Genomic DNA, 23,224 nt, shown 5'->3' with positions numbered 1-23,224 from the left:
CCGGGGGCGGAGTGCCGCCGCGGCCCAACACCGGGCCGCGCACCGGGGGATGACGCCGGTGCGCGGCACAGGGGACAGGTTACGTGAGCTACTGGCCGACCAGCCCCGGCCGGAGCACCTTGGTGAACAGCACCGTGCCGTCCCGCTCGCGCAGCCGCACCGTCAGCTCGGCGCTGTCACCGTCGATGTCGACCTCGCCGAAGAACTGGTAGCCGCCCGCGGGCGAGACGTTCGAGGCGGTCGGCGCCTTCACGAACACCCGCTCCGGGCCGAAGGTGCCGTCGAGGGCGCCGGCCGGGAACGCGCCCGCGTTGAGCGGCCCGGACACGAACTCCCAGAACGGCTCGAAGTCGGTGAACGCGGCCCGCGAGGGCTGGTAGTGCTGGGCCGAGGTGTGGTGCACGTCGGCCGTCAGCCACACGGTGCCGGTGACCCGCCGGTGCTTGACGAAGCGCAGCAGCTCGGCGATCTGCAGTTCACGGCCCAGCGGTGCGCCGGGGTCGCCCTGCGCCACCGCCTCGATGTTGGCCGCGCCCTCGGTGGTGTCCGGCACGACCAGGCCGATCGGCATGTCGGCGGCGATCACCTTCCACACCGCGCGCGAGCGCGACAGCTCCCGCTTGAGCCACTCCAGCTGCTCGCGGCCCAGGATGCCCTGCGGGTCCGTGGTCCGGTCGCCGGGCGAGTTGGCGTTGCGGTACGTCCGCATGTCCAGCACGAACACGTCCAGCAGCGGGCCCTGGCGCAGTACCCGGTGCACACGCCCCTCCCGCGCGCCGGGCCGCAGGGTGGAGAGGGGGAAGTACTCGGCGAACGCGCGCCGGGCCCGGGCGGCCAGCACGTCCACGCTCTTCTCGGTGTAGCGGCTGTCGGTGTCCGCGACGACCTGACCGGGGTACCAGTTGTTGCGGACCTCGTGGTCGTCCCACTGGACGACCGACGGCACCCGGGCGTTGAAGCGCCGCAGGTTCTCGTCGAGCAGGTTGTAGCGGAAGTTGCCGCGGAACTCGGCGAGGGTCTCGGCGACCTTCGACTTCTCCTCGGTGGTGACGTTGCGCCAGGTGCTGCCGTCGGGCAGGGCGGCCGTCGCCGGGATGGGACCGTCGGCGTAGACGTTGTCGCCGCTGCACAGGAAGAAGTCCGGGTCCAGGGCGCCCATCGCGTCGTAGATGCGGTAGCCGCCGAGGTCCGGATTGATGCCCCAGCCCTGGCCCGCCAGGTCGCCGGACCACACGAAGCGGACGCCGTCGCGACGCCGGACCGGCACGGTGCGGAAGGTGCCGGTGACCGGTTCGCCGGTGCGGCGGGGGTCGTCCGGGTCGGCGAGCAGCACGCGGTAGTGGATCTGCTCGCCCGGCGGCAGTCCACGCAGCCGGGTGGTGCCGGTGAAGTCGGTGTCCTTGCCGAGCAGCGGCCCCTGCCACCGGTGCGGGTTGCGGAACGACTCGGTGGCGGACGTCTCGACGATCATGCGGGCCGGCCGGTCGGAGCGCACCCACACCAGCCCGGAGTGCGCGCTCACGTCACCCGTCTGCACGCCCCACCCGGCGGCCGGCCGGCCGGAGCGGGCGAACGCCGGTGCCGTCCCGAGGGCGGTGGGGAGGGTCAGGGCCGCCGACGCGGCGAGGGAGCCGCGCAGCACGCTGCGGCGCCCGGGGAACGGACGGTGGGACATGGATGCGCCTCCAGGGACGAGATCCGGCCGGTGTGCGCAGCAAGACCTACTGGGCCGGCGCGGCGCGCACGCGAACCCCGGGTGAACAGCCGGCCGCGGGGGCCCTGGTGGCGGCGTCCCGCGGCGTCATCTGCCGGACCGCACCGCCCGGGCCATCAGCCGCACTCCCTCGCGGATCCGGGCCGGCGGCAGATGCGCGTATCCCAGCACCAGACGCACCCCCGGCTCCGTCACGTCACCGCCGTCCGCGTGCCCGTACGCCGACAGGGGCCGCGCCGCGACGCCGGCCGCGGCGACGGCCGCGAGGAAGCGCTCCTGCGGGCCGTGCCGGCCGGGCAGCGCGGCGATGGCGTGGAGTCCGGCGGCGATCCCGGAGACCCGTGTGCCGGGGAAGTGCTCCTCCAGCGCGGTCACCAGCGCGTCGCGCCGCTCACGGTAGGCGCGCTGGCACAGGCGCAGCTGACGGTCGTAGTCGCCGCGCTCCAGGAACCGGGCGAACACCGCCTGGTCGAGGGCCGGATGCCCGAGGTCGGTGGTGCGCTTGCGCTCGGTCACCTCGTCCGCCAGCGACCGGGGCACCAGCAGCCAGCCCAGCCGCAGCCCCGGGGCCAGCGACTTGCTCACCGAGCCCGTGTAGGCGACGTGCTCCGGGTCGAGCCCCTGGAGCGCGCCGACGGGGGCGCGGTCGTAGCGGAAGTCGCCGTCGTAGTCGTCCTCCAGGACGAGCCCGTCCACGGACCGCGCCCAGTCCAGCAGTTCGGCCCGCCGCCGTGCCGAGTAGGCGATCCCGGTGGGGAACTGGTGGGCCGGCGTCGTCACGACCGCGCGGACGCCGGAGCCGCGCAGCGGGCCGAGGGCGAGCCCGTCCGCGTCCAGGGGCAGCGGCACGGTCCGTACGCCCGCCGACGCGTACAGGGCGGAGTGCTGGGGGCTGCCGGGGTCCTCCACGCCGACGGTGCGTGTCCCGCGCGCGTGGAGCACGCCGCCGAGCAGGGCCGATGCCTGTGCCACCCCGGAGACCACCACGATCCGCTCCGGGTCGGCCACCACGCCGCGGCGCCGCGTGAGCAGTTCGGCCAGCGCGGTCCGCAGCCGCGGCAGTCCGCGCGGGTCCGGGTAGCCGAGGCCCTCGTGCGGCAGCTCCGTCAGCGCGCTGCGCTGCGCGGCGGCCCACGCCGAGCGCGGGAAGAGCGACAGGTCCGGCGTCCCCGCCACGAAGTCGACCCGGGCGCCGGGGGAGCGCGGGGCGAGGTCGCGCGCGCTCGGGCGGGCGGCCCGTACGGCGTCGCCCACCCAGGTTCCCGCGCCCCGCCCGCTGCGCAGGTAGCCCTCGGCGGTGAGCTGCTCGTACGCCTCCGTGACCAGTCCCCGCGACACCCCGAGGTCGGACGCGAGGTCACGGCTCGACGGGAGGCGGGTGCCCTGGGCGAGCCGGCCGGAGCGCACCGCGTCCCGCAGGGCCGCCTGGAGGGCGCGGCCACGCGCGCGTGCCGGTGCGGAGGCGGCGGGCAGCAGCAGCTCCCAGGCGGCGCTGCGGTCGGCGGAACCGGGCCGGCCGCCCGGGCCGGTCGACGGCGTCATGGAAGCGGCCCCCCGAACATCGCGTCCCCCTCGATCGCCCCCACTGTACGAGGGGCCGGACGTGTGCCGGCGCCGGACGCCGGCCCGGACGGGCGTGCGCCGCACCGGGACGCCGGCTACGCCCCGACCGTGCCGGACGAGGTCTGCCGGGCGCTCGTCTCCCGGGTGCGGCTGCCGTCCAGGATCACCCGGGCGACCAGCGCCGGGTCGTCGTTCATCGGGACGTGACCGCAGCCGGGCAGCCGCACCAGCCGGGCCCGGGGCATGGTGTGCTTGGCGCGCACGCCCTGCCGGGGCAGCAGCAGCCGGTCGCGGGTGCCCCACGCCACGGTGACGGGGATGCCGGGGACGTCGTCGGTGAAGCGGACGCTCCGTCCGGCCCGGAGCGTCTCGGCGAACCCCTCGGCGCCGGCGAGCGCCAGCGTCTCGGCGACCACGGCCTCGGGGGAGCGGCGAGCGGGCCGGGCGTAGATCGTGCTGGTCAGGACGGTGCGTCCGGCCGCCGTGCGGGACAGCCGTTCGACCAGGGGGAGGGGCAGGCTCCGGGCGGTCCGGCGCATCCCCGTCAGCACGGTGAAGGCGTAGCGCCGCTCGGCCCCCGACCAGAAGCCGGCCGGGGACAGGGCCGTCACCGACCGCACCAGGTTCCGCCGCCCGAGCTCCAGGGCCAGCAGACCGCCCAGGGAGTTGCCCGCCACGTGCGGCCGGTCGAGCCCCAGGGCCGCGCAGAAGGCGCCGAGCACCGCGTTCGTCGTCGCCAGGTCGTGCGGCACCCCGTGCGGCAGTGCGGGCGACTGCCCGAACCCCGGCAGGTCCACGGCTGTCACCTCGCGCTCGGTCGCGAGGATGTCGACCACCGGGTCCCAGGCCTGCCGGTGGTGGCCGATGCCGTGCAGCAGGAGCAGCGGCTCGCCCGAACCCACGCGCGCGTAGGCGAGGGTGACGTCCTGGGGACCGTGCTCGGTGGGGGCCGTGAAGGAGAGCGTTGCGGACATGGGGCTCCTTGTCGGGAACACGTGGTGCCGGGAACGCGCGAACGGTGCCGGCGTTGGGTAGACAGCGTGTCAGTAAGGGCTACCGACGGGTAGCCCCCGGTCGTCGCCGTTTCCGCCCGCGCCCGTGACGCCGGCGGTTCCGCCTGGACACGGCCGGACACGTCCGCTGGGATGGGACGGTGACCACCGACACCGCGACCGACGTCTTCGAAGAGCACCGCCCCGTCCTGCTGGGCGTCGCCTACCGCATGCTGGGCCGCCTCGCCGACGCGGAGGACGTGGTCCAGGAGGCATGGCTGCGCTGGTCCCGGGCCGACCGGACCGCCGTCCGCGAGCCGCGCGGCTACCTGGTGCGCATCACCACCCGCCTCGCCATCGACCGGCTGCGCCAGATCACGTCGCGGGGCGAGACGTACGTGGGTCCCTGGCTGCCCGAACCCTGCGTCACCGACTTCGGCGACGTGGTGCCGGACACCGCCGAACGGGCCGTGCTCGCCGACTCCGTCTCGCTGGCCGTCCTCGTCGTCCTGGAGTCGCTGTCACCGCTGGAACGGGCGGTGTTCGTGCTGCGTGAGGCGTTCGGCTACCCGTACGCCGAGATCGCCGCCGTGCTGGAGCGCGAGGAGGCCGCCGTGCGCCAGCTCGCCGGACGGGCCCGCAGGCACGTCGACGAACGCCGGCCCCGCTACGACGTCGACCCCGCGCAGCGCCGCGACCTCACCGAGCGGTTCCTCGCCGCGGCGGCCGGGGGCGACCTCGAAGGGCTGATGGCGATGCTCGCCCCCGGCGTCCGGCTGGTGGGCGACAGCGGCGGCAAGTCGCGAGCACCGCTGCGCGTGCTGGAGAGCGCGGACAAGGTGGGGCGCTTCCTCGTCGGCGCCGCCCGCAAGACCGCCCCGGACGCCACCCTGCGCTTCCTGGAGCTCAACGGCGGCCCGGCCGCGCTGCTGCTCGCGGGCGGCAAGCCCGACTTCGTCCTCCAGCTGGACATCGCCGACGGGCGCGTCCAGTGCGTCTACGTCGTCCGCAACCCGGACAAGCTGCGGTCCCTGCCCACCGACTGACGGCGGCCCCGCCGACCGCCCGGGCCGAAGCCCCCGTCCGCGCGACGGGGGCTTCGCCGTCGTGTCACCCGTGCGACTCCGTACGAACACCCCGTGAACACGGTCCCGCTCCGTGCCCCCGTCCCCCGCACGGGACCGAGGATTGGTCTTGACCAAGGAGGTGGGCCGTCCTATCGTCGCAGAGAACTTCAACAACCTTTAATAAACAAGGGCGCCGAAACGCCGCCGGACCACGGCGATTGCGGAGGACAGGGTGGGGACCACGCAGTTGGAATCGGTACCGGAACCGAAGTACTGGCACCTGAGGACCAAGCTCACCGAGGCCCTGGACTCGGAGTTCTCCGTGGGGGAGGTCCTGCCCAACGAGCGCGACCTCGCCGCACGCTTCGGCGTCGCCCGGGCCACGCTCCGGCAGGCCCTGGAGCAGCTCGAACTGGAGGGCAGGCTCCAGCGCCGCCGCGGCGTGGGCACCACCGTCGCGCCGCCGCGCGTGGGCGTGGCCGTCGGGCCCCGGCAGCATGCCTGGCCCGGCGCGGCCGACGACGGCTGGCAGCCGGCCGACTGCGTGGCCGCGGCACCCCCCGCGGCCGTCGCCGACGCCCTCGGAACCGGCCGCGACGAGCCCGTGCACACCGTCCGCCGCTCGCGCGTGACGCACGGCCGGCCCGTCGCGGCGGAGCTGCTGTACATCCCGTCGGCATCGGTGCCCGACCTCTCCGCCATCGACGCCCCGTCCGGCGCCGCACGCGCGCGTACCGTGCTGCGCGAGCTGCAGCGGCTGGAGCTGAACAGCCGGGAGAACGCCGTCGAGCTGGGCTCGGCCGGTGCGGAGGACGCCAAGGAGCTGGACCGTCTGCCCGGGGCGCCGGTTCTGGTCGTCACCACCCGCTACCTCGCCGGGGGCCGCACGGCGGCGCTCTCCGTCGCCACCTACCGCGCGGACACCTGCCGGCTGACCTTCGGTGACTCGGGCGACATGGAGATCCACCACGGCCCGCACACCCGGGCTTCCTGACCGTACGGACCGGGCCCGTGCCGGGAGGCGGACGCTCCGCATGACGGCGGCCCGCCGGCCACCGGACCGGGACGGGCGGGCCGCCGGACGGCACACCGGCGGACGGAAGCGGCCGGCCGGAGCGACGTGGACGGCCCCGCCGCGGGCGGATCAGCGGCGGGCCGTCGCACCCTCCACGGCGAACAGCTGCTCCTCCACGTGGTCGAGGGCCAGCCGCAGCGCGCCGGTCGCCACGGCGGCCTCGCCGAGCAGCGACAGGGTCACCCGCGGCGGCCGCAGGCAGTAGCGGGCCAGTTCCCGCCGCAGCGGCTCCAGCACGCCGTCCAGCCCGGCCGCCCAGCCGCCGATGACGACCAGCTCCGGGTCCAGGGCCAGCACCAGCGCCGCCACGTCGTGCACCAGCCGCTGGATGAAACGCTCGACGGCGGCCCGGGCCCGCTGGTCGCCGTCCCGCGCCTCGGCGAAGACCTTGGCGACCGCCTGCTCGTCCAGCGGATGCAGCGGCTGGTCCGTCGTGGACAGCAGCGTCTCCGGCGTCACGTCCCGGCCCAGCAGGTGCAGCGCGCCGATCTCGCCCGCCGCCCCGCCGTACCCCCGGTGCAGCCGTCCGCCGATCAGCGCCCCGGCCCCGGGGCTCAGTCCGGCCAGCACGAACACCACGTCGTCGGACTCGGTGGCGGCACCCTTCCAGTGCTCGGCGACCGCTGCCGCGTTCGCGTCGTTCTCCACCAGCACCGGGCACTTGAAGCTGCGCCGCAGCCGCTCGCCCAGGGGCAGCCCCGTCCACCCGGGCAGCGCCGTGCCCAGCCGCACCGTGCCGTCCGCCTCGACGATCCCCGGCGTGGCCGCACCCACGGCCCGCAGCGAACCGCGCGCGACACCGGCCCGGCGCAGCAGCTCGGCGACCGCGGTACGCAGCCGCTCCAGACGCTCGTCGGCCGGCGCCGTCTCCTCCACGTCCTTCGCCTGCGCGCCGATCACCCGCCCGTCCAGGTCGGCGAGGAGCGCGGCGACGCGGTGCGGCCCGATCTCGAGCCCCAGAAGATGCCCCGCCTCCGCCCTGAACCGGAACCGCCGCGCGGGCCGCCCCTGTCGCCGGGCCGCCCCGTCGTCGGCGGCCGTCTCGACGACCAGACCGGCCTCTATGAGCCCCTCGACGACGCCCTCGACGGTCGGCCGGGACAACCCCGTCACCCGGGTGATCTCCGTCAGCGTCGCGCAGTCCGTGGCACGCAGCGCGTGCAGCACCACCGCGGAGTTGATCCTCCGCAGCAGCGACGGATCCCCGCCGGTCAGCCCGCCCAACGTCCGTCCTCCCAGCTCGTGCGCGTGTTGGCCGGATGGTACTCGGCCCGCTCCCCCCGGGCGAGCGCCGGTCCGCCCGGCCCCGGCCCGCGGGCGTCCCTCAACCCGGGGCGACGAACCCGGACTCGTAGGCCGTGATCACCGCCTGTGTGCGGTCCCGGGCACCCAGCTTGGCGAGCACCGCGCTCACGTGCGACTTGACCGTCTCCGTGCCGACGATCAGCCGGGCGGCGATCTCCGCGTTCGACAGCCCGCGCGCCATCAGCCGCAGCACCTCGCCCTCCCGCTCGGTCAGCCGCGCCCGCTCCAGTTCGGCGCGGGCGGCGCGGTTCCCGCCGCCGTCGCCGTACTCGGCGGCCAGTTGGCGCACCGAGGCGGGGAAGAGCAGGGAATCGCCCTCGGCGACGAGCCGTACCGCGTGCACGATCTCGGCCGGCCGGGCCCGCTTCAGCAGGAACCCGTCGGCGCCCGCGCGCAGCGCCTCGTACACGTACTCGTCGTTCTCGAAGGTCGTCACCACGAGGATCTTGGGCGGTTCGGGCACCGTCCGCAGCAGGGCGCGCGTGGCCTCGATGCCGTCCATCAGCGGCATGCGGACGTCCATGGCGACCACGTCCGGCCGCAGTTGCCGCACGAGCGGCACCACCGCGGCCCCGTCGGCCGCCTCCCCGGCCACCTCGATGTCGGGCTGCGCCTCCAACACGGCGCGCAGACCCGCGCGTACGAGGGGCTCGTCGTCGACGAGGAGGACTCTGACCGGCATCCGCCCAGCGTAGATCAGCCCAGGGGCAGCTCGACGTGCACCTGCCAGTCGCCGGCGTCGTCGGGACCCGTGTGCGCCCGCCCGCCCAGCAGCGCGGCACGCTCGTGTATGCCGCGCAGGCCGCTGCCGCGGCCCGGTGCCGCCCTCCCGTCCGGCAGCGGGTTGCGCACGTCCAGGCCGAGGCCGCCGGCCGCCGCGCGGACCCGGACCCGGACGGGGACCGCCCCGGCGTGCCGCAGCACGTTGGTCAGCGCCTCCTGCAGGATGCGGTAGCCCTCCCGCGAGACCGGACCGGGCAGGGTCTCCAGCGGGCCCGTCAGTTCGGCGTCGACCTTCGCGCCGGAGGCGCGGGCGGACTCCAGCAGCCGGCCGGCGTCCACGAGCGTCGGCCGGCCGCCCACCGGCCGTCCCGTCTCCCGCAGCACGCCGAGCACCCGCTCCAGGTCCTCCAGGGCCGCCCGCCCGGTCTCCTCGATCGCGGTCAGGGCCCGGTCGGTGAACTCGGCACTGTTCGCCGCGCGGGCGGCCCCGGCCTGTACGACGGCGATGGTCAGGGCGTGGCCGATGGAGTCGTGCAGCTCGCGGGCGATGCGGGTGCGTTCCAGGAGCTGTTCGGTGCGCTCCTCGAGCGCCTCGAGACGCTCGGTGGCGGACGGGCCGAGCAGCCGCCGGGCGAGGCTGGTGGCCAGCTCACCGAGACCGACCACCGTCGCGTACAGCAGCAGCAACGGGACGGGGACCAACAGGGCGTAGGCCCAGTGCGGTTCCGTACCGGCCACGACGGGCATGTCCCCGGGCACCCGGCCGACGGCGCACGAGGCGGCCGTGTACGACAGGATCGGCAGCCAGACCGTGGCGACGGCCGTCACGGCGCCCAGTGCCATCCGCGCCTCCAGCCACAGCACGGTCCGCAGCCGGTCCCGCCAGGTCGTGGCGGGCCCCACGGAGAAGTCGGGATCCGCCTCACCCGGCGTCAGCATGTACCGCGCCTGCACGCCCTCGCCCACCCGCACGGCCGGAATCAGACCGACCGGGAGCAGCACGAGCGCCGGCACCCACGGCAACTCCGGTTCCACCCACATCCACACGCTGAAGGCCGCCACGGGAACCCACAGGTGCAGCAGCCGTGTGTACGTCGCCCCGCGCAGCAGCGGGCGCAGGAAGCGTGCCATGGCGCCATCGTGCCAGCGTGCCGCCGCGACGGGCTCCCCCGCACGGGGGAGACACCGCCCACCCGCGGGGGAGGCCCCGGCCCGTCCCGACCGGCCACGCTGTCCCCATGACCAGCATCGACATCCGGAACCTCACCAAGGAGTACGGCACCCGACGAGCCGTCGACGACCTCACCTTCACCGTGCTCCCCGGCCGCGTCACCGGCTTCCTCGGCCCCAACGGCGCCGGGAAGTCCACCACCATGAGGCTCGTGCTGGGGCTCGACCGGCCCACGTCCGGGACGGCGGCCCTGGGCGGACGGCCCTACGCCACGCTCCAGGAGCCGCTGCGGCACGTCGGTGCCCTGCTCGACGCGGACGCCGCGCACGGCTCCCGCACCGCCCGGGACCACCTGCGCGTCCTGGCGGCGAGCAACCGCATCCCGTCGCGCCGGGTGGACGAGGTGCTGGAGGAGACGGGCCTCGCGCCGGTGGCCCGGCGCCGGGTGCGGACCTACTCCCTGGGCATGCGCCAGCGGCTGGGCATCGCCGCCGCCCTGCTGGGCGATCCCGGGGTCGTGATGCTGGACGAACCCTCCAACGGGCTGGACCCCGAGGGCATCATCTGGATCCGCAGGCTGCTGCGCCGGCTCGCCGCCGAGGGACGCACGGTGCTGGTCTCCAGCCACCTGATGAACGAGACCGCCTCCTTCGCCGACCACCTGGTCGTCCTCGGCCGGGGTCGCCTGCTCGCCGACACCCCGATGCGGGAGTTCATCGACGCCCGCGTGCGCCCGCGGGTCCGCATCCGCACCCCGGACGCCACCGCCCTCAGGACCGCCCTCGCCCGGCACGGTCACGACGCCGTGGAACACGAGGACGGGCACTGGACCGTGCACGACGTGCGCGTGGACGACATCGGCCGCGTCGTGTCCGGCGAGGGCGTTCCGATCCTCGAACTGTCCGCCGACGAAGGCACGCTGGAACAGGCCTATCTCGATCTCACGGCCACGGAGACCGAGTTCGCCGCCCCGACGCAGGGAGTCTGACCATGCACCTCACGCCCGTACTCCGAGCCGAGGCCCTCAAGATCCGCACCCTGCCCTCGCTGTACGGCACGCTGCTGGCCGTGTTCGCGGTCACCACGGCCTTCTCCGCGCTGGCCGGCTCCTCCGGCCCGGACCCGGACTCCGACCCGCTGTTCACGGCCCTGTCCGGCGTCTGGCCGGGCCAGATCGCCGCGATCGCCTTCGGGGCCACGGCCGTCTCGTCGGAGTTCCACGGGAACGGGATCCGGCTCTCCCTGGCCGCGGTCCCGCGGCGCGGCCGGTGGTTCGCGGCGAAGCTCGTCGCCGTCGCGGTACCGGTCCTCGCGGTGGGGCTGCCCACCGCCTGCGCGGCCCTCGTCGCGGCCCGGGCGGGCCTCGGCCCGGCGGCGGACGGGCTCACCACCGGCGAGCAGGCACGCGGCGTCGTGGGCTGCGCGCTCTACCTCATGCTGATGGCCCTGCTCGCGGCCGGTCTCACCGTCCTGTTCCGCAGCGGCACGGCCACCCTGTCCACCGTCATCCCGTTCATCCTGATCGTCTCGTTCGTGATCGGGGACGCGGCGGGCGGCGCCGTCGACTTCCTGCCGGACCAGGCCGGCCAGGTGGTCCTGTACCGAACCCACGACGGAACTCCGGGCCCCTGGACGGGACTCGCGGTGACCGCGGTGTGGACGGCGGCCGCCGTCCTCGCGGGGGCCTGGCGGCTGCGCCGACGGGACGCCTGACCGGCGGTCGGCTGACGCCCCGCCAGTTGTCAGTGGCGGCCGGTTTACTGGACGGCATGGACATCGCGCAGCACATCGCCCTCATCGACGAGCTGTGCTTCCGGCCCTTCCCGGCGGAGCACGGCCCGTCGGACGGGTGCACCGGAGCGCCCGGCCACTTCGTGGCGGTGCTGAAGAGCAGCCACGGCCTGCGCGCGGACGGTCCGGCGGAGCGCGCGGTCACGGTGGAGCAGTACGAGAAGTACCGCGACGCCCTCTACGAGCGCCTCGCCCCGCGCTGGGGGGAGACGGACCCGTGGAACCTCCAGACGATCCTGCTGCGGACCGAACGGGAGGAGATACCGGAGCCGTGGGCCGGACTCAGCGCCCGCGCGCGCGTGGCCTGCCTCTGGGAAGTGGAGGGGACGGGCCGCTGGGTCGCGGTGGCCGTCGCCGACCGGGACGGGACGGACGAGGTGCGGCTGCTGGCCGTGGTCACGCGGGAGGCACCCCCGTGACCGCCGCCTACGTCCGCTCCGCCTCCGCCGCGACCCGCAGCCGCGCGAACTCCTCCGCCATCGTCTGCGCCGTCCAGTGAGCGTTCAGCCCGCTGGGGTTGGGCAGCACCCACACCCGGGTGCCTCCGATCGTCCGTTCCTGCGGGCCCACCTGCGCCTTGCGCGCGTCGAAGGCCGCCCGGTAGGCGGTGACGCCGACGACGGCCAGCCAGCGGGGCCGCAGCCGCGCCACCTTCAGCGCCAGCTGCCGGCCGCCCTCCCGGTACTCCTCGGCGGTCAGCTCGTCCGCCCGCGCACTCGCCCGGGCCACGACGTTGGTGACGCCGAGGCCGTACGAGAGCAGTTCCCGCTGCTCCGACGGCTTCAGCTGCCGCGGCGTGAAGCCGGACAGGTGCAGCACCGGCCAGAACCGGTTGCCCGGCCGGGCGAAGTGGTGCCCCGAAGCCGCCGACAGCAGGCCCGGGTTGATGCCGCAGAAGAGCACGCGGAGGCCGTCCGCGACGACGTCCGGCAGCAGACGGTCGCGGGCGGCCTCCAGTTCGGCCCGGGTGAAGCGGGTCAGAGGATCGCTCCGGGGGTGTAGCCCGCGGCCGCCGGGTGCTCCTTGACGATCTCCTCGATCCGGCCGACGACGACGCCGACCTGACCGGCGGCGGCGCCGGTGAAGGAGAGCTTGTCGGCCATCAGGGCGTCCAGTCCCGCGCGGTCCAGCGGAATGCGCTCGTCGGCGGCCAGCTTGTCGAGGAGCTCGTTGCGCTCGGCGCCCTGCTCACGCATCGCCAGCGCGGAGGCCACCGCGTTCTCCTTGATCGCCTCGTGTGCGACCTCCCGGCCGACGCCGGCCCGCACCGCGCCCATCAGCACCTTGGTGGTTGCGAGGAACGGCAGGTAGCGGTCCAGCTCGCGGGCCACGACGGCGGGGAAGGCGCCGAACTCGTCGAGCACGGTCAGGAACGTCTCCAGCAGCCCGTCCAGCGCGAAGAACGCGTCCGGCAGCGCGACGCGGCGCACCACCGAGCAGGACACGTCGCCCTCGTTCCACTGGTCGCCCGCCAGCTCGCCGGTCATCGAGGCGTAGCCGCGCAGGATCACCATCAGGCCGTTGACGCGCTCGCAGGAGCGGGTGTTCATCTTGTGCGGCATCGCGGAGGAGCCGACCTGGCCGGGCTTGAAGCCCTCCGTGACCAGCTCGTGCCCGGCCATCAGCCGGATCGTCTTCGCCAGCGACGAGGGCGCGGCGGCCAGCTGCACCAGCGCGGTGACGACCTCGTAGTCCAGCGAGCGCGGGTAGACCTGGCCGACCGAGGTGAACGCCTGCGAGAAGCCGAGGTGGCCGGCGATCCGCCGCTCCAGCTCCGCGAGCCCGCCGGCGTCCCCGCCGAGCAGGTCCAGCATGTCCTGGGCCGTGCCGACCGGGCCCTTGATGCCGCGCAGCGGGTAGCGGCCGAGCAGCTCCTCCACCCGGCCGTACGCGACGAGCAGCTCGTCGGCGGCGGTGGCGAAGCGCTTGCCCAGCGTCGTGGCCTGCGCGGCCACGTTGTGCGAGCGGCCGGCCATGACCAGCTCGGCGTACTCGCCGGCCAGCTTGCCCAGGCGGGCCAGGACGGCCACGGAACGGTCGCGGACCAGCTCCAGCGACAGCCGGATCTGGAGCTGCTCGACGTTCTCCGTCAGGTCGCGGGAGGTCATGCCCTTGTGCACGTGCTCGTGCCCGGCGAGGTCGTTGAACTCCTCGATCCGCGCCTTCACGTCGTGCCGCGTGACCTTCTCGCGCTCGGCGATGGAGGCCAGGTCGACCTGGTCGAGGACGCGCTCGTAGTCGGCGATCGCGGCGTCGGGCACCTCGATGCCCAGGTCCTTCTGGGCGCGCAGCACGGCGAGCCAGAGCTGCCGCTCCAGCTTCACCTTCTGCTCGGGCGACCAGAGCGTGGCGAGCTCGGCGGAGGCGTAGCGTCCGGCGAGGACGTTCGGGATGCGGGGCTTGGCGGGAGCGGAAGTCACGTAAACGGATTCTACTGGCGATTCGTGCAGGCCAGCGCCGCGGGGTTGTTCGTCGGAAGCTACGAACGCCGCGCCGGCCGGGAAAGGATCACGTCACGTCCTCGTACGGCAGCAGCTCCGGGCGCTTGGGCGGCAGGCCGTCGCCGGACGAGCGGCCCGTCAGCCTGCGGCCTATCCAGGGCAGCAGGTGCTGCCGGGCGAACCGGACGTCGGCGGTGCGGCGCAGCACCCAGCCCGGCGGCGGCGTCGCCGGGATCGGCGCGTGCCACTGCGGGTCCTCGGGTTCGTAGCCGAGCGTCTGCCACACGGCCTCCGCGACCCGGCGGTGGCCGTCGGCGGTCAGGTGCAGCCGGTCCACGTCCCACAGGCGCGGGTCGGCCAGCGAGTCCGCCCCGTACAGGTCGACCACCACGGCACCGTGCCGCGCGGACAGGTCGTCGATGATCGCGAACAGCGCCTCCATGCGCGGCCGGAACCGCTCCAGTACCGGGCCCTGGCGGCCGGGGCTGCGCATCAGCACCAGCTGCTTGCAGTTCGGGGCCAGCCGCTCCACGGCCTGCGTCAGCAGGTCCCGCACCCGGGCCATGTCGCACTTGGGTCGCAGGGTGTCGTTGAGACCGCCGACCAGCGTGATCACGTCGGCCCCCATGGCCGCCGCGACGTCCACCTGCTCGTCGACGATCTGGCCGATCAGCTTCCCGCGTACGGCGAGGTTCGCGTAACGGAAACCGGGGGAGCGGGCGGCCATCCGCGCCGCGAGGACGTCGGCCCAGCCCCGGTAGGAACCGTCGGGCATCAGGTCGGACATGCCCTCGGTGAAGGAGTCGCCGACGGCGACGAGGCTGGTGTGGGTGGGGTTCGTCTGCATGGCGACGACGATGGTAACCCGACTCCATACCCGCCGGTCGGTCGCCCTCCGGCGGCACGACGGGGTCAGGTCCGCCGGCCGAACAGCTCCCGCAGCACGTCCTCCATGGTCACCAGTCCCGCCAGCCGCCCGTCGGAGCCGAGGACGGCCGCCAGGTGCGTACGGCTGCCGCGCATCGCCGTGAGGACGTCGTCCAGCGGCGTGCTCTCCCGCACCCGGGCGATGGCCCGCATGTCCCGCGGCCGGAACGGCAGGTCCCGGGGGGAGGCGTCCAGGGCGTCCTTGACGTGCAGGTAGCCGACGATCCGCCGCCCGTCGTCCACCACCGGGAAGCGGGAGAACCCCGACTCGGCCGACAGCCGCTCCAACTGCTCCGGCGTGATGCCCACGCGCGCGTGCACGACGCGTTCCAGCGGCAGCACCACGTCGCGCACGGGCCGGCGGCCCAGCTCCAGGGCGTCGTGCAGCCGCTCCTGGGCGCGGTCGTCGATCAGCCCGGCCTCGCCGGCGTCCTTGACGATCTCGGCCAGCTCCGTGTCCGTGAAGGTCGCCGAGACCTCGTTCTTCGCCTCCACCCTGAGCAGCTTGAGCAGCCCGTTCGCGAGGGCGTTCACCGTGAAGATCACCGGGCGCAGCGCGCGGGACAGCCCGACCAGCGGCGGCCCGAGCAGCAGCGCGCTGCGCACCGGCTCGGCCAGCGCGATGTTCTTGGGAACCATCTCGCCGAGCAGCATGTGCAGATACGTCGCCAGGACCAGCGCGATCACGAAGGACACCGCGTGTCCCGCCCCGGAGGGCACGCCCACCGCGTGGAATACCGGCTCCAGCAGACGCGCGATCGCCGGCTCCGCGACGATGCCCAGGACCAGGGTGCACAGCGTGATGCCGAGCTGGGCCGCCGCCAGCAGCGCGGACACGTGCTCCAGACCCCACAGCACGCTCCTCGCACGCCGGTCGCCCTCCGCCCCTTCCTCGACGTACTGCTCCACCTGGCTGCGGCGCACGGAGATCAGCGCGAACTCCGAGCCCACGAAGAACGCGTTGACGACGAGCGTCGCCAGACCGATCAGCAGTTGTACGGCGATCACCGTCCGGCCTCCCCGTCCTCGTCGTCGCCGGCCGGGTCGTCGTCGGGCGGCGCGTGCAGCAGCACCCGCGCCGCCCGGCGTCCCGTCGCGTCCACTACGTCCAGCCGCCAGCCCCCGAGGTCCACGCTGTCGCCGACGGCGGGGATGCGGCCGAGGCGGGCCGCGACCAGCCCGGCGACCGTCTCGTACGGGCCCTCCGGGACCCGCAGTCCGAGGCGGGCGAGCCGGTCCACCCGGGCCGAGCCGTCGGCCCGGTACAGCGCGTGGCCCCGCTCGTCGGTGCCGGCCGGGTCCAGCTCGGGGATCTCGTGCGGATCGTGCTCGTCGCGCACCTCGCCGACGACCTCCTCGACGATGTCCTCCAGCGTGGCCACGCCCGCCGTCCCGCCGTACTCGTCGATGACGACGGCCATCGTGCGCCGCCCGGACAGCCGGTCCAGGAGCCGGTCGACGGTCAGCGTCTCCGGGACGAGCAGCGGCTCGCGCATCAGCTCGGCGACCGGCACCCGGAGCCGGCGCTCGGCGGGCACCGCCAGCACGTCCTTCACATGCGCGGTCCCCACCACCGTGTCGAGGCTGTCCCGGTAGACGGGGAACCGGGACAGCCCGGTCGCCCGCGTCGCGTTCGCCACGTCCTCGCAGGTGGCCCGCCAGTCCAGGGCGACCACCTGGACGCGCGGGGTCATCACGTTCTCCGCCGTCAGGTCGGCGAGGTTCAGGGTCCGCACGAACAGTTCGGCGGTGTCGGGCTCCAGCGCGCCCTCCTTGGCGGAGTGCCGGGCGAGCGCCGCCAGCTCCTGCGGCCCGCGCGCGGACGCGAGCTCCTCCGCGGGCTCCACGCCGAGGCGGCGCACGACACGGTTGGCCGTGTTGTTCAGCTGGGTGATGAAGGGCCGGAAGGCCGAGCTGAACCAGCGCTGCGGACCGCCCACCCGCTTGGCGACGGCCAGCGGTGAGGAGATCGCCCAGTTCTTCGGCACCAGCTCGCCGACGATCATCAGGAAGACCGTGGACAGGGCCGTGCCCAGCACCAGCGCCAGCGACGAGGCCGTCGAGGGGGACATCCCGGCGTCCTCCAGCGGCCCCGCGATGAGGGCCGCGACCGACGGCTCGGCGAGCATGCCGACCACCAGGTTGGTGACGGTGATGCCGAGCTGCGCCCCGGACAGCTGGAACGTCAGGTTGCGCACGCCCTTCAACGCGCTCGCCGCGCCCCGCTCGCCGCGCGCGGCGGCGCGCTCCAGCTCGCCGCGCTCGACGGTGGTCAACGAGAACTCGGCCGCGACGAAGGCGCCGCACGCGAGCGAGAGCAGGATCGCCACCAGCAGCAGGAGCACTTCGGTCATCGGGTCACCTCGGTCTCATGATCGGTCAGGACGTGGAGGTTCGCGCGATGTCGTGCGCCGGGACACTCGCTCATGCGCCGGTGCTCACTGCCTTTCAGTCGGTGAGGGGCTTGACCCAGCGTCGCCACTGCTCCTCGGGCGCGTACCCGGCCGCTCGCCACGCATGCTGCGCCCGCTCGTTGCGCACCAGCACCATCGCGTCGGCGCGCCGCCCGCCGAGCCGCGCGAACCGCTCCTCCGCGGCGTCGAGCAGGGCCGAGCCGATTCCCCGGCGACGGTGGCCCGGGTGCACGGCCAGCCGGTACAGATGACAGCGCCAGCCGTCGAAGCCGGCGATCACCGTGCCCACCAGGGCGCCGTCGCGCTCGGCCAGGACCAGCGCCCCCGGGTCGCGGGCGACCAGACGCTCCACGCCCTCCCGGTCGTCGCTGATGCTCGTCCCTTCCGCCGCCGCCTTCCAGAAGGCCAGCACGGTGTCCAGGTCCTCGGGCCCGGCGGCCCGTATCCGCAGATCGGTCATGCGGTGATCCCACCACGCGCGATGCGGGGCGAGACGCATATTCCGGCATGCGGACGGGCCGCGCGGCGTCAGCCCTCGCGCAGCGCCCGCATCACCGGGGCGAAGGCCTCCATGTACGGCTCCAGGACGGTCAGGTACGTGAACCCGTAGCGCTCGCGCTGCGCGCGCACCTGGGCGGTGATCTCCTCGAGGGTCCCCGTCAGGAAGATGGGCAGGTCCAGCGCCTGGCCGGGGGTCAGGTGCGGGACGTGTTCCAGGAGAGGACGGACGGCGGCCTCGCGGTCCCCGGTGACGGCCACCAGCTGGATGAGCAGGTTCCGCTCCGCCGGTTCCCCGCGGCCCGCGGCCAGCTCCGCGTACCGTGCCACGCGTTCGTCGAGCTCCTCGGCGGTGATGGGCGCCAACTGTCCCGTCGCGCTCCCCGGCACCGTACGGCCGCCCGTGAACGCGGCGATGTCGGCGTGCCGGGCGGCCAGTTCCAGCATCCGGTCGCCATTGGCGCCGATGAGCAGCGGCACGGGCCGCTGCGCCGGCCCCGGCAGGTACTCCTCGTCGTCGAGCAGCCGCCGGAGTTCCTCCAGCGTGCGCCGCAGATGGTCCACACGCTCGCCCGGCGAGCCGAACGGCAGCCCCGCCGCGTCGTGCTCCGCCCGCACGTAGCCGGTGCCGAGCCCCAGCTCCAGCCGCCCGCCCGTCAGGGCGTCCGTGGTCGCCACCTCCCGCGCCAGCAGCGCCGGGTTCCAGAAGCCGGTGTTCAGCACGAACGTGCCCACCCGGGGCCGCTCGGTGGCCCGGGCCGCCGCGACCAGCGCCGGGAAGGGGGCCACCATGCCGAGGTGGTCCGGCACCAGGATCACGTCGTACCCGAGCTCCTCGGCCCGCCGGCACTTCGCACTCCACTCCCCGGCGGGGGCGGAGGCCAGCAGATTGACGCCGAAACGGAACGGGCGTGGCATGAACTCTCCTCGCGCGCAGACGACTTGGGGCCGTGGACAGTCAATCACCGGTTCACGGCGGTCGCCGGCACACAAGGTGCCGCCGCCCTCCGCGACGCGTGGGTCCCGGACGACGGGGCTAGGACCTGTCGTTTGGATCATGCCGGCGTCGCGGGGTGTGGCACGCACATCTGCCGCGTTGTCGTCGGTTGCCAGGGCTCCGCCCTGGCGCCCTCCTCCGCCTTGCAGCCGCACACACCACACCCCGCTCGGGTCGGCCTGGAAGCGCCGTCCGTCACAGCCGGCCTGATCCAAACGACAGCCCCTAGGCGTCGCCCCCGGGCGGACGCCAGGCCGTGCCGAGGACGCAGTACGACATCGGCAGCGCCGGCCCGCTCTCCGGCATCAGCATCCGCCGGTACGGGCCCAGGGTGAAGCCGGCGTCCCGCAGCGCGGCGACCGGGTCGCGGGACACGTGGCAGCCGCCGGCCAGCGACGGCCACACCGTCCGGTCCAGGGCCCGCTGGGTGATGGTCATCATCCGCCCGCCGCCCCGGCCGTGCTCGAAGAACCGCAGCTCGCCGCCGGGCCGCAGTACCCGGCGCAGCTCCCCGAGCGCCCGCGGCACGTCCCGGACACTGCACAGCACGAGCGACACGACGGCCGCGTCGAAGGCCTCGCTCTTGACCGGCAGAGCTTCCGCCACGCCCGGCGCCACGTCGACCGGCACCTGGGCGCGCAGCGCCGCGTCCATGGCCAGTTGCCGCAGCGAGCGCTCCGGTTCGATGGCGACGACCTCCGAGACGGCGCCCGGATAGTGCGCGAAGTTCAGGCCGTTGCCCGCGCCGACCTCGATCACCCGCCCGGACAGTCCGGCGAGCAGTCGCCGGCGCACCCGCGCCACGCCCATCCGCCTCTCGGCGCCCACGCTGGCCCGGGCGTAGTAGCGGGCGAAGAGCGGATGGTGCACGGCGTCCGGGGGCACGGGGCGGGAACGGACGGATCGCAGCGGCATGGGACCTCCCTCACGAGGTGGTGCCTCACCGCGATTGTCCCCCGCACGGGCACCGCGCACCCGCCCACCGAGGGCCCACTTGCCCACTGCGGCCGTCACATCCGCCCCGACCGCCCCCACGGCCCGCGTACGGCAGCTCCGTCACACTCCCTCCGACGGACCGCGTCCACCGGCGTACCCGTCACCGGCCGGGGCGGTGCGCCGTCGGCCCGCGGCCCGCGGGCGCGTTCGCCCTGTGCGCGCGACCGTGCCACTGGCGCGCCCCCGGCACCGCTCGGGCCCGCCCGGCCGTCCTCGCCGCCCGCGTCACCGGAGTGCCCGGCACCCGTCCGGGTGGCGCCGGGCGAACGGCGTACCCGTCACGGCGTCCCGCGCCGCGGCTCGGATCACCGGGCGTTCAGGGCGCCTCCCGGAGCCGGAAGGCGTCCGCGTCCCATGTGCCCTCCAGGCGGGGGGCCAGCCAGTGCGGTGCCGCCGACCGGAAGGCGGCCGGTGCCAGGGCGCCCGCCCCGGCCGGCAGGGCACCGAGCAGCGGCGCCCCGGACACGGCCGGCAGATCGGCGAGGTTGCAGCGCGAGGCGAGGTCCGCGTCCGCGGGCCAGCTGCCGATCACCACGCCCGGCAACTCGAGGCCCCGCGCGGTGAGCTCGCGGGCCGTCAGCTCGGTCGTGTTCAACGTGCCCAGCCCCGCCGACGCCACCACGAGCACCGGCGCGCCCAGTAGCGCCGCGACGTCCGCCAGGGTGCCGCCCGCCTCGTCGAACCGGACGAGCAGCCCGCCGGCCCCCTCGACCAGCACCAGGTCGTGCTCGGTGGCCAGCTTGGCCGCCGCCTCGGCCACCTCCTCGGGACGGACCGGTGCCCGTCCGGCCCGCCGCGCGGCCGTGCCCGGCGCCAACGGCTCGGGGTAACGGGCGACCTCGGCCGCCGTCACGCCGCCCGCGAGGCGCGCGACCTCCTGGGCGTCCCCGGGCTCGTCCGGTCCCACGCCCGTCTGGGCGGCCTTCAGCACGGCCACCGACCGGCCGGCCGCCAGCGCCGCCGCGGCCACGGCGGCGGTCGCGACCGTCTTGCCGACCTCCGTGCCCGTCCCCGTGATCACCAGTACCGGCATGTCATCCCTCCCGTGCCGCTGCGCGCACCGCGCGGGCGATGCGGGCCACGTCCGCGTCGCCCGTGACGTACGGCGGCATCGTGTAGACCAGGTCGCGGAACGGCCGCAGCCACACGCCCTCGCGCACGGCCGCCTCCGTCGCCGCCCGCATGTCGACCTCGTGGTCGAGCTGCACCACGCCGATCGCGCCGAGCACCCGTACGTCGGTCACGCCCGGCAGCCCGGCGGCGGGCGCGAGCCCCTCCTGCAGGCCCGCCTCGATGCGCTTGACCTCCGCGCGCCAGTCCTGGCCCAGCAGCAGCCCGATCGACGCGCACGCCACCGCCGCCGCGAGCGGATTGCCCATGAAGGTCGGCCCGTGCGCGAGCACCGGCACCTCGCCCCGCGAGATGCCGTCCGCCACCCGCGAGGTGCACAGCGTCGCCGCCAGCGTCAGATAGCCGCCGGTCAGCGCCTTGCCGACGCACATCACGTCCGGTGCCACCGCCGCGTGCTCCGCCGCGAACAGCGCGCCCGTACGCCCGAACCCGGTGGCGATCTCGTCGAACACCAGCAGCACGTCGTGCGCGTCGCACACCTCGCGCAGCACCCGCAGATAGGCGGGGGAGTGGAACCGCATCCCGCCTGCGCCCTGCACCACCGGCTCGACGATCACCGCGGCCAGCTCGTCGGCGTGCCGCTCCACGGTGGCGCGCAGATGGTCCGCGTACGACTCCTCGTACGCGGCGGGCGGGGCGTCCGCGAACACCTGGCGCGGCAGCACCCCGCTCCACAGTTCGTGCATCCCGCCCTCGGGGTCGCACACCGACATCGGCTGCCAGGTGTCGCCGTGGTAGCCCCCGCGCCAGGTCAGCAGGCGCCGCTTCGCGGGGCGGCCCAGCGAACGCCAGTACTGGAGGCACATCTTGACGGCCACCTCGACCGACACCGAGCCGGAGTCGGCGAGGAACACGTGCTCCAGGCCCTCGGGCGACATGTCGACAAGGAGCTTCGCCAGCCGCACGGCGGGCTCGTGGGTGAGCCCGCCGAACATGACGTGACTCATCCGGTCCAGCTGGTCGCGCGCGGCCTCGTTCAGCACCGGGTGGTTGTAGCCGTGGATGGCCGACCACCAGGACGACATCCCGTCGACCAGCTCGCCCGAGCCGTCGGCCGGCCGCAGCCGCACCCCGCTCGCCGACTCCACGACGAGCGGGTCCTGCCGGCCGGGCATGGGACCGTACGGGTGCCAGACGTGCCGCCGGTCGAGGGCCAGCAGCTCGTCCACGGTCAGGGCGGGCTCAGGCATTGGGAGCGAGGTCCGTGCCGGCACCGCGGCGGCGCACGGCGACCAGGTCGGTCCGCGCCTCGTTCGCCGCCGGTGCCTCCTCGGCCGTGGTGGAGCCGCATCCGCCCTCGCCGCCGGCGGAACCGCAGACCCCGCCGCCCCCGTGCGAGCCGCAGCCGCCCCGGTCCGCGGCCCGGTGTTCGGGCAGGGTCACCTCGCCGGTGCCCTCCACCTCGAAACCGGCGTCCGCGATCATGTCGAGGTCGGCCTTCCCCGCCTGGCCCTCGCTGGTGAGGTAGTCGCCGAGGAAGATGGAGTTGGCCAGGTGCAGGGCGAGCGGCTGCATCGTCCGCAGATGCACCTCGCGACCACCGGCGATGCGCACCTCGACGTCCGGGCAGACGAACCGCGTCATCGCCAGGATCCGCAGGCACCGCTGCGGGGTGAGGTTCCACTCCTTGGCCAGCGGCGTGCCCTCGAACGGGATCAGGAAGTTGACCGGCACCGAGTCGGGGTCCAGCTCCCGCAGCGAGAAGACCACGTCCACCAGGTCCTCGTCGCTCTCGCCCATCCCGGCGATCAGCCCCGAACAGGCCGACAGCCCGGCCGCGTGCGCCTTGTTGACCGTGTCCACCCGGTCGGCGTACGTGTGCGTGGTCGTGATGTCCCCGTACGTCGACTCGGACGTGTTGAGGTTGTGGTTGTAGGCGTCGGCGCCCGCCTCGCGCAGCCGTTCCGCCTGGCCGTCGGAGAGCAGGCCCAGGCAGGCGCACACCTCGACGCCCTCGTTCTGCTCCTTGATGGTCCGGATCGTCTCGGAGACCCGGTCCACGTCCCGCTCCGTCGGACCGCGGCCGCTGGCCACCAGGCACACCCGCTTGGCGCCGCCGGCCACGCCCGCGGCGGCGGCCTCCGAGGCCTGGCCGGGCTTGAGCCAGGTGTACTTGAGGATCTCCGCCTTGGAACCGAGCCGCTGCGAGCAGTAGGAGCAGTCCTCGGGGCACAGGCCCGACTTGAGGTTGACGAGGTAGTTGAGTTTCACCCGCCGGCCGAACCAGTGGCGGCGCACCTTGCCGGCCGCGGCCACCACGTCGAGCAGGTCGTCGTCGGAAGTGGCGAGGACGGCCAGCGCTTCCTCGCGGGTCGGCGTCTCGCGCCGAAGCCCCTTGTCCACCAGCGTGTTCAGCAGATCCATGAGAGCCGATCCTGTCCTAAGGGGCCACCCGGGGCCAAGGAGACTTCGCACAACA

At 74.7% G+C, this 23,224-nt stretch carries 22 protein-coding genes; 5 read left to right on the top strand and 17 right to left on the bottom strand.

Annotated elements, in window-relative coordinates:
- Positions 1-88 precede the first annotated feature (88 nt).
- From AC0VYN_RS22625 to AC0VYN_RS22615, 3 genes are all read right to left on the bottom strand, one after another.
- Positions 89-1,675: an alkaline phosphatase D family protein gene (locus tag AC0VYN_RS22625; RefSeq protein WP_475532442.1), complete on the bottom strand. Its 1,587-nt coding sequence runs from the start codon at positions 1,673-1,675 to the stop codon at positions 89-91.
- A gap of 126 nt (positions 1,676-1,801) precedes the next feature.
- Positions 1,802-3,256 (bottom strand): MocR-like pyridoxine biosynthesis transcription factor PdxR, encoded by a 1,455-nt coding sequence (gene pdxR / locus AC0VYN_RS22620; RefSeq protein ID WP_475532441.1) that lies wholly within the window; start codon positions 3,254-3,256, stop codon positions 1,802-1,804.
- Between the two features lie 116 nt (positions 3,257-3,372).
- A complete protein-coding gene (locus AC0VYN_RS22615; protein WP_475532440.1) occupies positions 3,373-4,251 on the bottom strand; it encodes an alpha/beta fold hydrolase in 879 nt (292 codons plus the stop codon).
- A gap of 179 nt (positions 4,252-4,430) precedes the next feature.
- Here AC0VYN_RS22615 and sigJ point away from each other — a divergent pair, with 179 nt between their 5' ends.
- Positions 4,431-5,315, top strand: coding sequence for an RNA polymerase sigma factor SigJ (gene sigJ, locus AC0VYN_RS22610; protein WP_385460395.1), 885 nt, complete (start codon positions 4,431-4,433; stop codon positions 5,313-5,315).
- Positions 5,316-5,568: 253 nt separating this feature from the next.
- A complete protein-coding gene (locus tag AC0VYN_RS22605) occupies positions 5,569-6,330 on the top strand; it encodes a GntR family transcriptional regulator (protein WP_475532439.1) in 762 nt (253 codons plus the stop codon).
- Between the two features lie 150 nt (positions 6,331-6,480).
- On the opposite strand, the gene AC0VYN_RS22600 is transcribed toward AC0VYN_RS22605, so the two are convergent.
- From AC0VYN_RS22600 to AC0VYN_RS22590, 3 genes are all read right to left on the bottom strand, one after another.
- Positions 6,481-7,635, bottom strand: a complete 1,155-nt coding sequence (locus tag AC0VYN_RS22600) for an ROK family transcriptional regulator (RefSeq protein WP_385460389.1) — start codon at positions 7,633-7,635, stop codon at positions 6,481-6,483.
- A gap of 100 nt (positions 7,636-7,735) precedes the next feature.
- Positions 7,736-8,398 (bottom strand): response regulator transcription factor, encoded by a 663-nt coding sequence (locus AC0VYN_RS22595; protein WP_385460386.1) that lies wholly within the window; start codon positions 8,396-8,398, stop codon positions 7,736-7,738.
- Between the two features lie 14 nt (positions 8,399-8,412).
- Positions 8,413-9,570: a sensor histidine kinase gene (locus AC0VYN_RS22590; protein ID WP_475532438.1), complete on the bottom strand. Its 1,158-nt coding sequence runs from the start codon at positions 9,568-9,570 to the stop codon at positions 8,413-8,415.
- 107 nt (positions 9,571-9,677) lie between these two features.
- Here AC0VYN_RS22590 and AC0VYN_RS22585 point away from each other — a divergent pair, with 107 nt between their 5' ends.
- Genes AC0VYN_RS22585 through AC0VYN_RS22575 form a run of 3 tightly spaced genes read left to right on the top strand, consistent with a single transcriptional unit; the run spans position 9,678 to position 11,820 of the window.
- Positions 9,678-10,598 carry an ABC transporter ATP-binding protein gene (locus AC0VYN_RS22585; protein ID WP_475532437.1) on the top strand — a complete coding sequence of 307 codons (921 nt, stop codon included), beginning with the start codon at positions 9,678-9,680 and terminating at the stop codon, positions 10,596-10,598.
- Between the two features lie 2 nt (positions 10,599-10,600).
- On the top strand, positions 10,601-11,323 hold the full coding sequence (locus AC0VYN_RS22580) for an ABC transporter permease (RefSeq protein WP_475532436.1): 723 nt from the start codon (positions 10,601-10,603) through the stop codon (positions 11,321-11,323).
- 56 nt (positions 11,324-11,379) lie between these two features.
- Complete coding sequence (locus tag AC0VYN_RS22575) at positions 11,380-11,820, top strand: hypothetical protein (RefSeq protein WP_475532435.1); 441 nt, start codon at positions 11,380-11,382, stop codon at positions 11,818-11,820.
- A gap of 7 nt (positions 11,821-11,827) precedes the next feature.
- Here the strand turns inward: AC0VYN_RS22575 and mug are convergent, their stop codons facing one another.
- From mug to bioB, 11 genes are all read right to left on the bottom strand, one after another.
- On the bottom strand, positions 11,828-12,382 hold the full coding sequence (mug, locus tag AC0VYN_RS22570; RefSeq protein ID WP_475536958.1) for a G/U mismatch-specific DNA glycosylase: 555 nt from the start codon (positions 12,380-12,382) through the stop codon (positions 11,828-11,830).
- The gene (gene purB / locus AC0VYN_RS22565) at positions 12,379-13,821 is read right to left on the bottom strand and encodes an adenylosuccinate lyase (protein WP_475532434.1); all 1,443 of its coding nucleotides are present in this window, start codon (positions 13,819-13,821) and stop codon (positions 12,379-12,381) included. Before purB ends, mug begins: the two co-directional genes overlap by 4 nt.
- A gap of 88 nt (positions 13,822-13,909) precedes the next feature.
- On the bottom strand, positions 13,910-14,689 hold the full coding sequence (locus tag AC0VYN_RS22560; protein WP_385460368.1) for an SGNH/GDSL hydrolase family protein: 780 nt from the start codon (positions 14,687-14,689) through the stop codon (positions 13,910-13,912).
- A gap of 65 nt (positions 14,690-14,754) precedes the next feature.
- Positions 14,755-15,777 carry a hemolysin family protein gene (locus AC0VYN_RS22555; RefSeq protein ID WP_475532433.1) on the bottom strand — a complete coding sequence of 341 codons (1,023 nt, stop codon included), beginning with the start codon at positions 15,775-15,777 and terminating at the stop codon, positions 14,755-14,757.
- Positions 15,774-17,123 (bottom strand): hemolysin family protein, encoded by a 1,350-nt coding sequence (locus AC0VYN_RS22550; RefSeq protein WP_475532432.1) that lies wholly within the window; start codon positions 17,121-17,123, stop codon positions 15,774-15,776. The genes AC0VYN_RS22555 and AC0VYN_RS22550 overlap by 4 nt, the downstream gene beginning before the upstream one ends.
- 94 nt (positions 17,124-17,217) lie before the next feature.
- Complete coding sequence (locus tag AC0VYN_RS22545; protein ID WP_475532431.1) at positions 17,218-17,643, bottom strand: GNAT family N-acetyltransferase; 426 nt, start codon at positions 17,641-17,643, stop codon at positions 17,218-17,220.
- Between the two features lie 68 nt (positions 17,644-17,711).
- On the bottom strand, positions 17,712-18,599 hold the full coding sequence (locus AC0VYN_RS22540) for an LLM class F420-dependent oxidoreductase (protein ID WP_475532430.1): 888 nt from the start codon (positions 18,597-18,599) through the stop codon (positions 17,712-17,714).
- Positions 18,600-18,903: 304 nt separating this feature from the next.
- Positions 18,904-19,593 carry a class I SAM-dependent methyltransferase gene (locus AC0VYN_RS22535; protein ID WP_475532429.1) on the bottom strand — a complete coding sequence of 230 codons (690 nt, stop codon included), beginning with the start codon at positions 19,591-19,593 and terminating at the stop codon, positions 18,904-18,906.
- A 397-nt stretch (positions 19,594-19,990) separates the two neighbouring features.
- Positions 19,991-20,707: a dethiobiotin synthase gene (gene bioD, locus AC0VYN_RS22530; protein ID WP_475532428.1), complete on the bottom strand. Its 717-nt coding sequence runs from the start codon at positions 20,705-20,707 to the stop codon at positions 19,991-19,993.
- 1 nt (position 20,708) lies between these two features.
- The gene (locus AC0VYN_RS22525) at positions 20,709-21,995 is read right to left on the bottom strand and encodes an adenosylmethionine--8-amino-7-oxononanoate transaminase (RefSeq protein ID WP_475532427.1); all 1,287 of its coding nucleotides are present in this window, start codon (positions 21,993-21,995) and stop codon (positions 20,709-20,711) included.
- A complete protein-coding gene (bioB, locus tag AC0VYN_RS22520; protein ID WP_475532426.1) occupies positions 21,988-23,169 on the bottom strand; it encodes a biotin synthase BioB in 1,182 nt (393 codons plus the stop codon). Before bioB ends, AC0VYN_RS22525 begins: the two co-directional genes overlap by 8 nt.
- Between the last annotated feature and the right edge of the window lie 55 nt (positions 23,170-23,224).

This window comes from Streptomyces sp. 63XJN7_1_ISO-PGPR-S23-121 (genome assembly GCF_056173025.1).
The sequence above is the reverse complement of the archived record's forward strand: the minus strand, read 5'-3'. Positions and strand labels throughout refer to the sequence as shown.

What these genes read in the sequence shown, in the direction of transcription:
- AC0VYN_RS22625 (WP_475532442.1), bottom strand. Translation starts at nt 1,675, where the DNA reads ATGTCCCACCGTCCGTTCCCCGGGCGCCGCAGCGTGCTGCGCGGCTCC.
- pdxR (WP_475532441.1), bottom strand. Translation starts at nt 3,256, where the DNA reads ATGACGCCGTCGACCGGCCCGGGCGGCCGGCCCGGTTCCGCCGACCGC.
- AC0VYN_RS22615 (WP_475532440.1), bottom strand. Translation starts at nt 4,251, where the DNA reads ATGTCCGCAACGCTCTCCTTCACGGCCCCCACCGAGCACGGTCCCCAG.
- AC0VYN_RS22595 (WP_385460386.1), bottom strand. Translation starts at nt 8,398, where the DNA reads ATGCCGGTCAGAGTCCTCCTCGTCGACGACGAGCCCCTCGTACGCGCG.
- AC0VYN_RS22590 (WP_475532438.1), bottom strand. Translation starts at nt 9,570, where the DNA reads ATGGCACGCTTCCTGCGCCCGCTGCTGCGCGGGGCGACGTACACACGG.
- AC0VYN_RS22585 (WP_475532437.1), top strand. Translation starts at nt 9,678, where the DNA reads ATGACCAGCATCGACATCCGGAACCTCACCAAGGAGTACGGCACCCGA.
- AC0VYN_RS22580 (WP_475532436.1), top strand. Translation starts at nt 10,601, where the DNA reads ATGCACCTCACGCCCGTACTCCGAGCCGAGGCCCTCAAGATCCGCACC.
- AC0VYN_RS22575 (WP_475532435.1), top strand. Translation starts at nt 11,380, where the DNA reads ATGGACATCGCGCAGCACATCGCCCTCATCGACGAGCTGTGCTTCCGG.
- AC0VYN_RS22560 (WP_385460368.1), bottom strand. Translation starts at nt 14,689, where the DNA reads ATGCAGACGAACCCCACCCACACCAGCCTCGTCGCCGTCGGCGACTCC.
- AC0VYN_RS22550 (WP_475532432.1), bottom strand. Translation starts at nt 17,123, where the DNA reads ATGACCGAAGTGCTCCTGCTGCTGGTGGCGATCCTGCTCTCGCTCGCG.
- AC0VYN_RS22545 (WP_475532431.1), bottom strand. Translation starts at nt 17,643, where the DNA reads ATGACCGATCTGCGGATACGGGCCGCCGGGCCCGAGGACCTGGACACC.
- AC0VYN_RS22540 (WP_475532430.1), bottom strand. Translation starts at nt 18,599, where the DNA reads ATGCCACGCCCGTTCCGTTTCGGCGTCAATCTGCTGGCCTCCGCCCCC.
- AC0VYN_RS22535 (WP_475532429.1), bottom strand. Translation starts at nt 19,593, where the DNA reads ATGCCGCTGCGATCCGTCCGTTCCCGCCCCGTGCCCCCGGACGCCGTG.
- bioD (WP_475532428.1), bottom strand. Translation starts at nt 20,707, where the DNA reads ATGCCGGTACTGGTGATCACGGGGACGGGCACGGAGGTCGGCAAGACG.
- AC0VYN_RS22525 (WP_475532427.1), bottom strand. Translation starts at nt 21,995, where the DNA reads ATGCCTGAGCCCGCCCTGACCGTGGACGAGCTGCTGGCCCTCGACCGG.
- bioB (WP_475532426.1), bottom strand. Translation starts at nt 23,169, where the DNA reads ATGGATCTGCTGAACACGCTGGTGGACAAGGGGCTTCGGCGCGAGACG.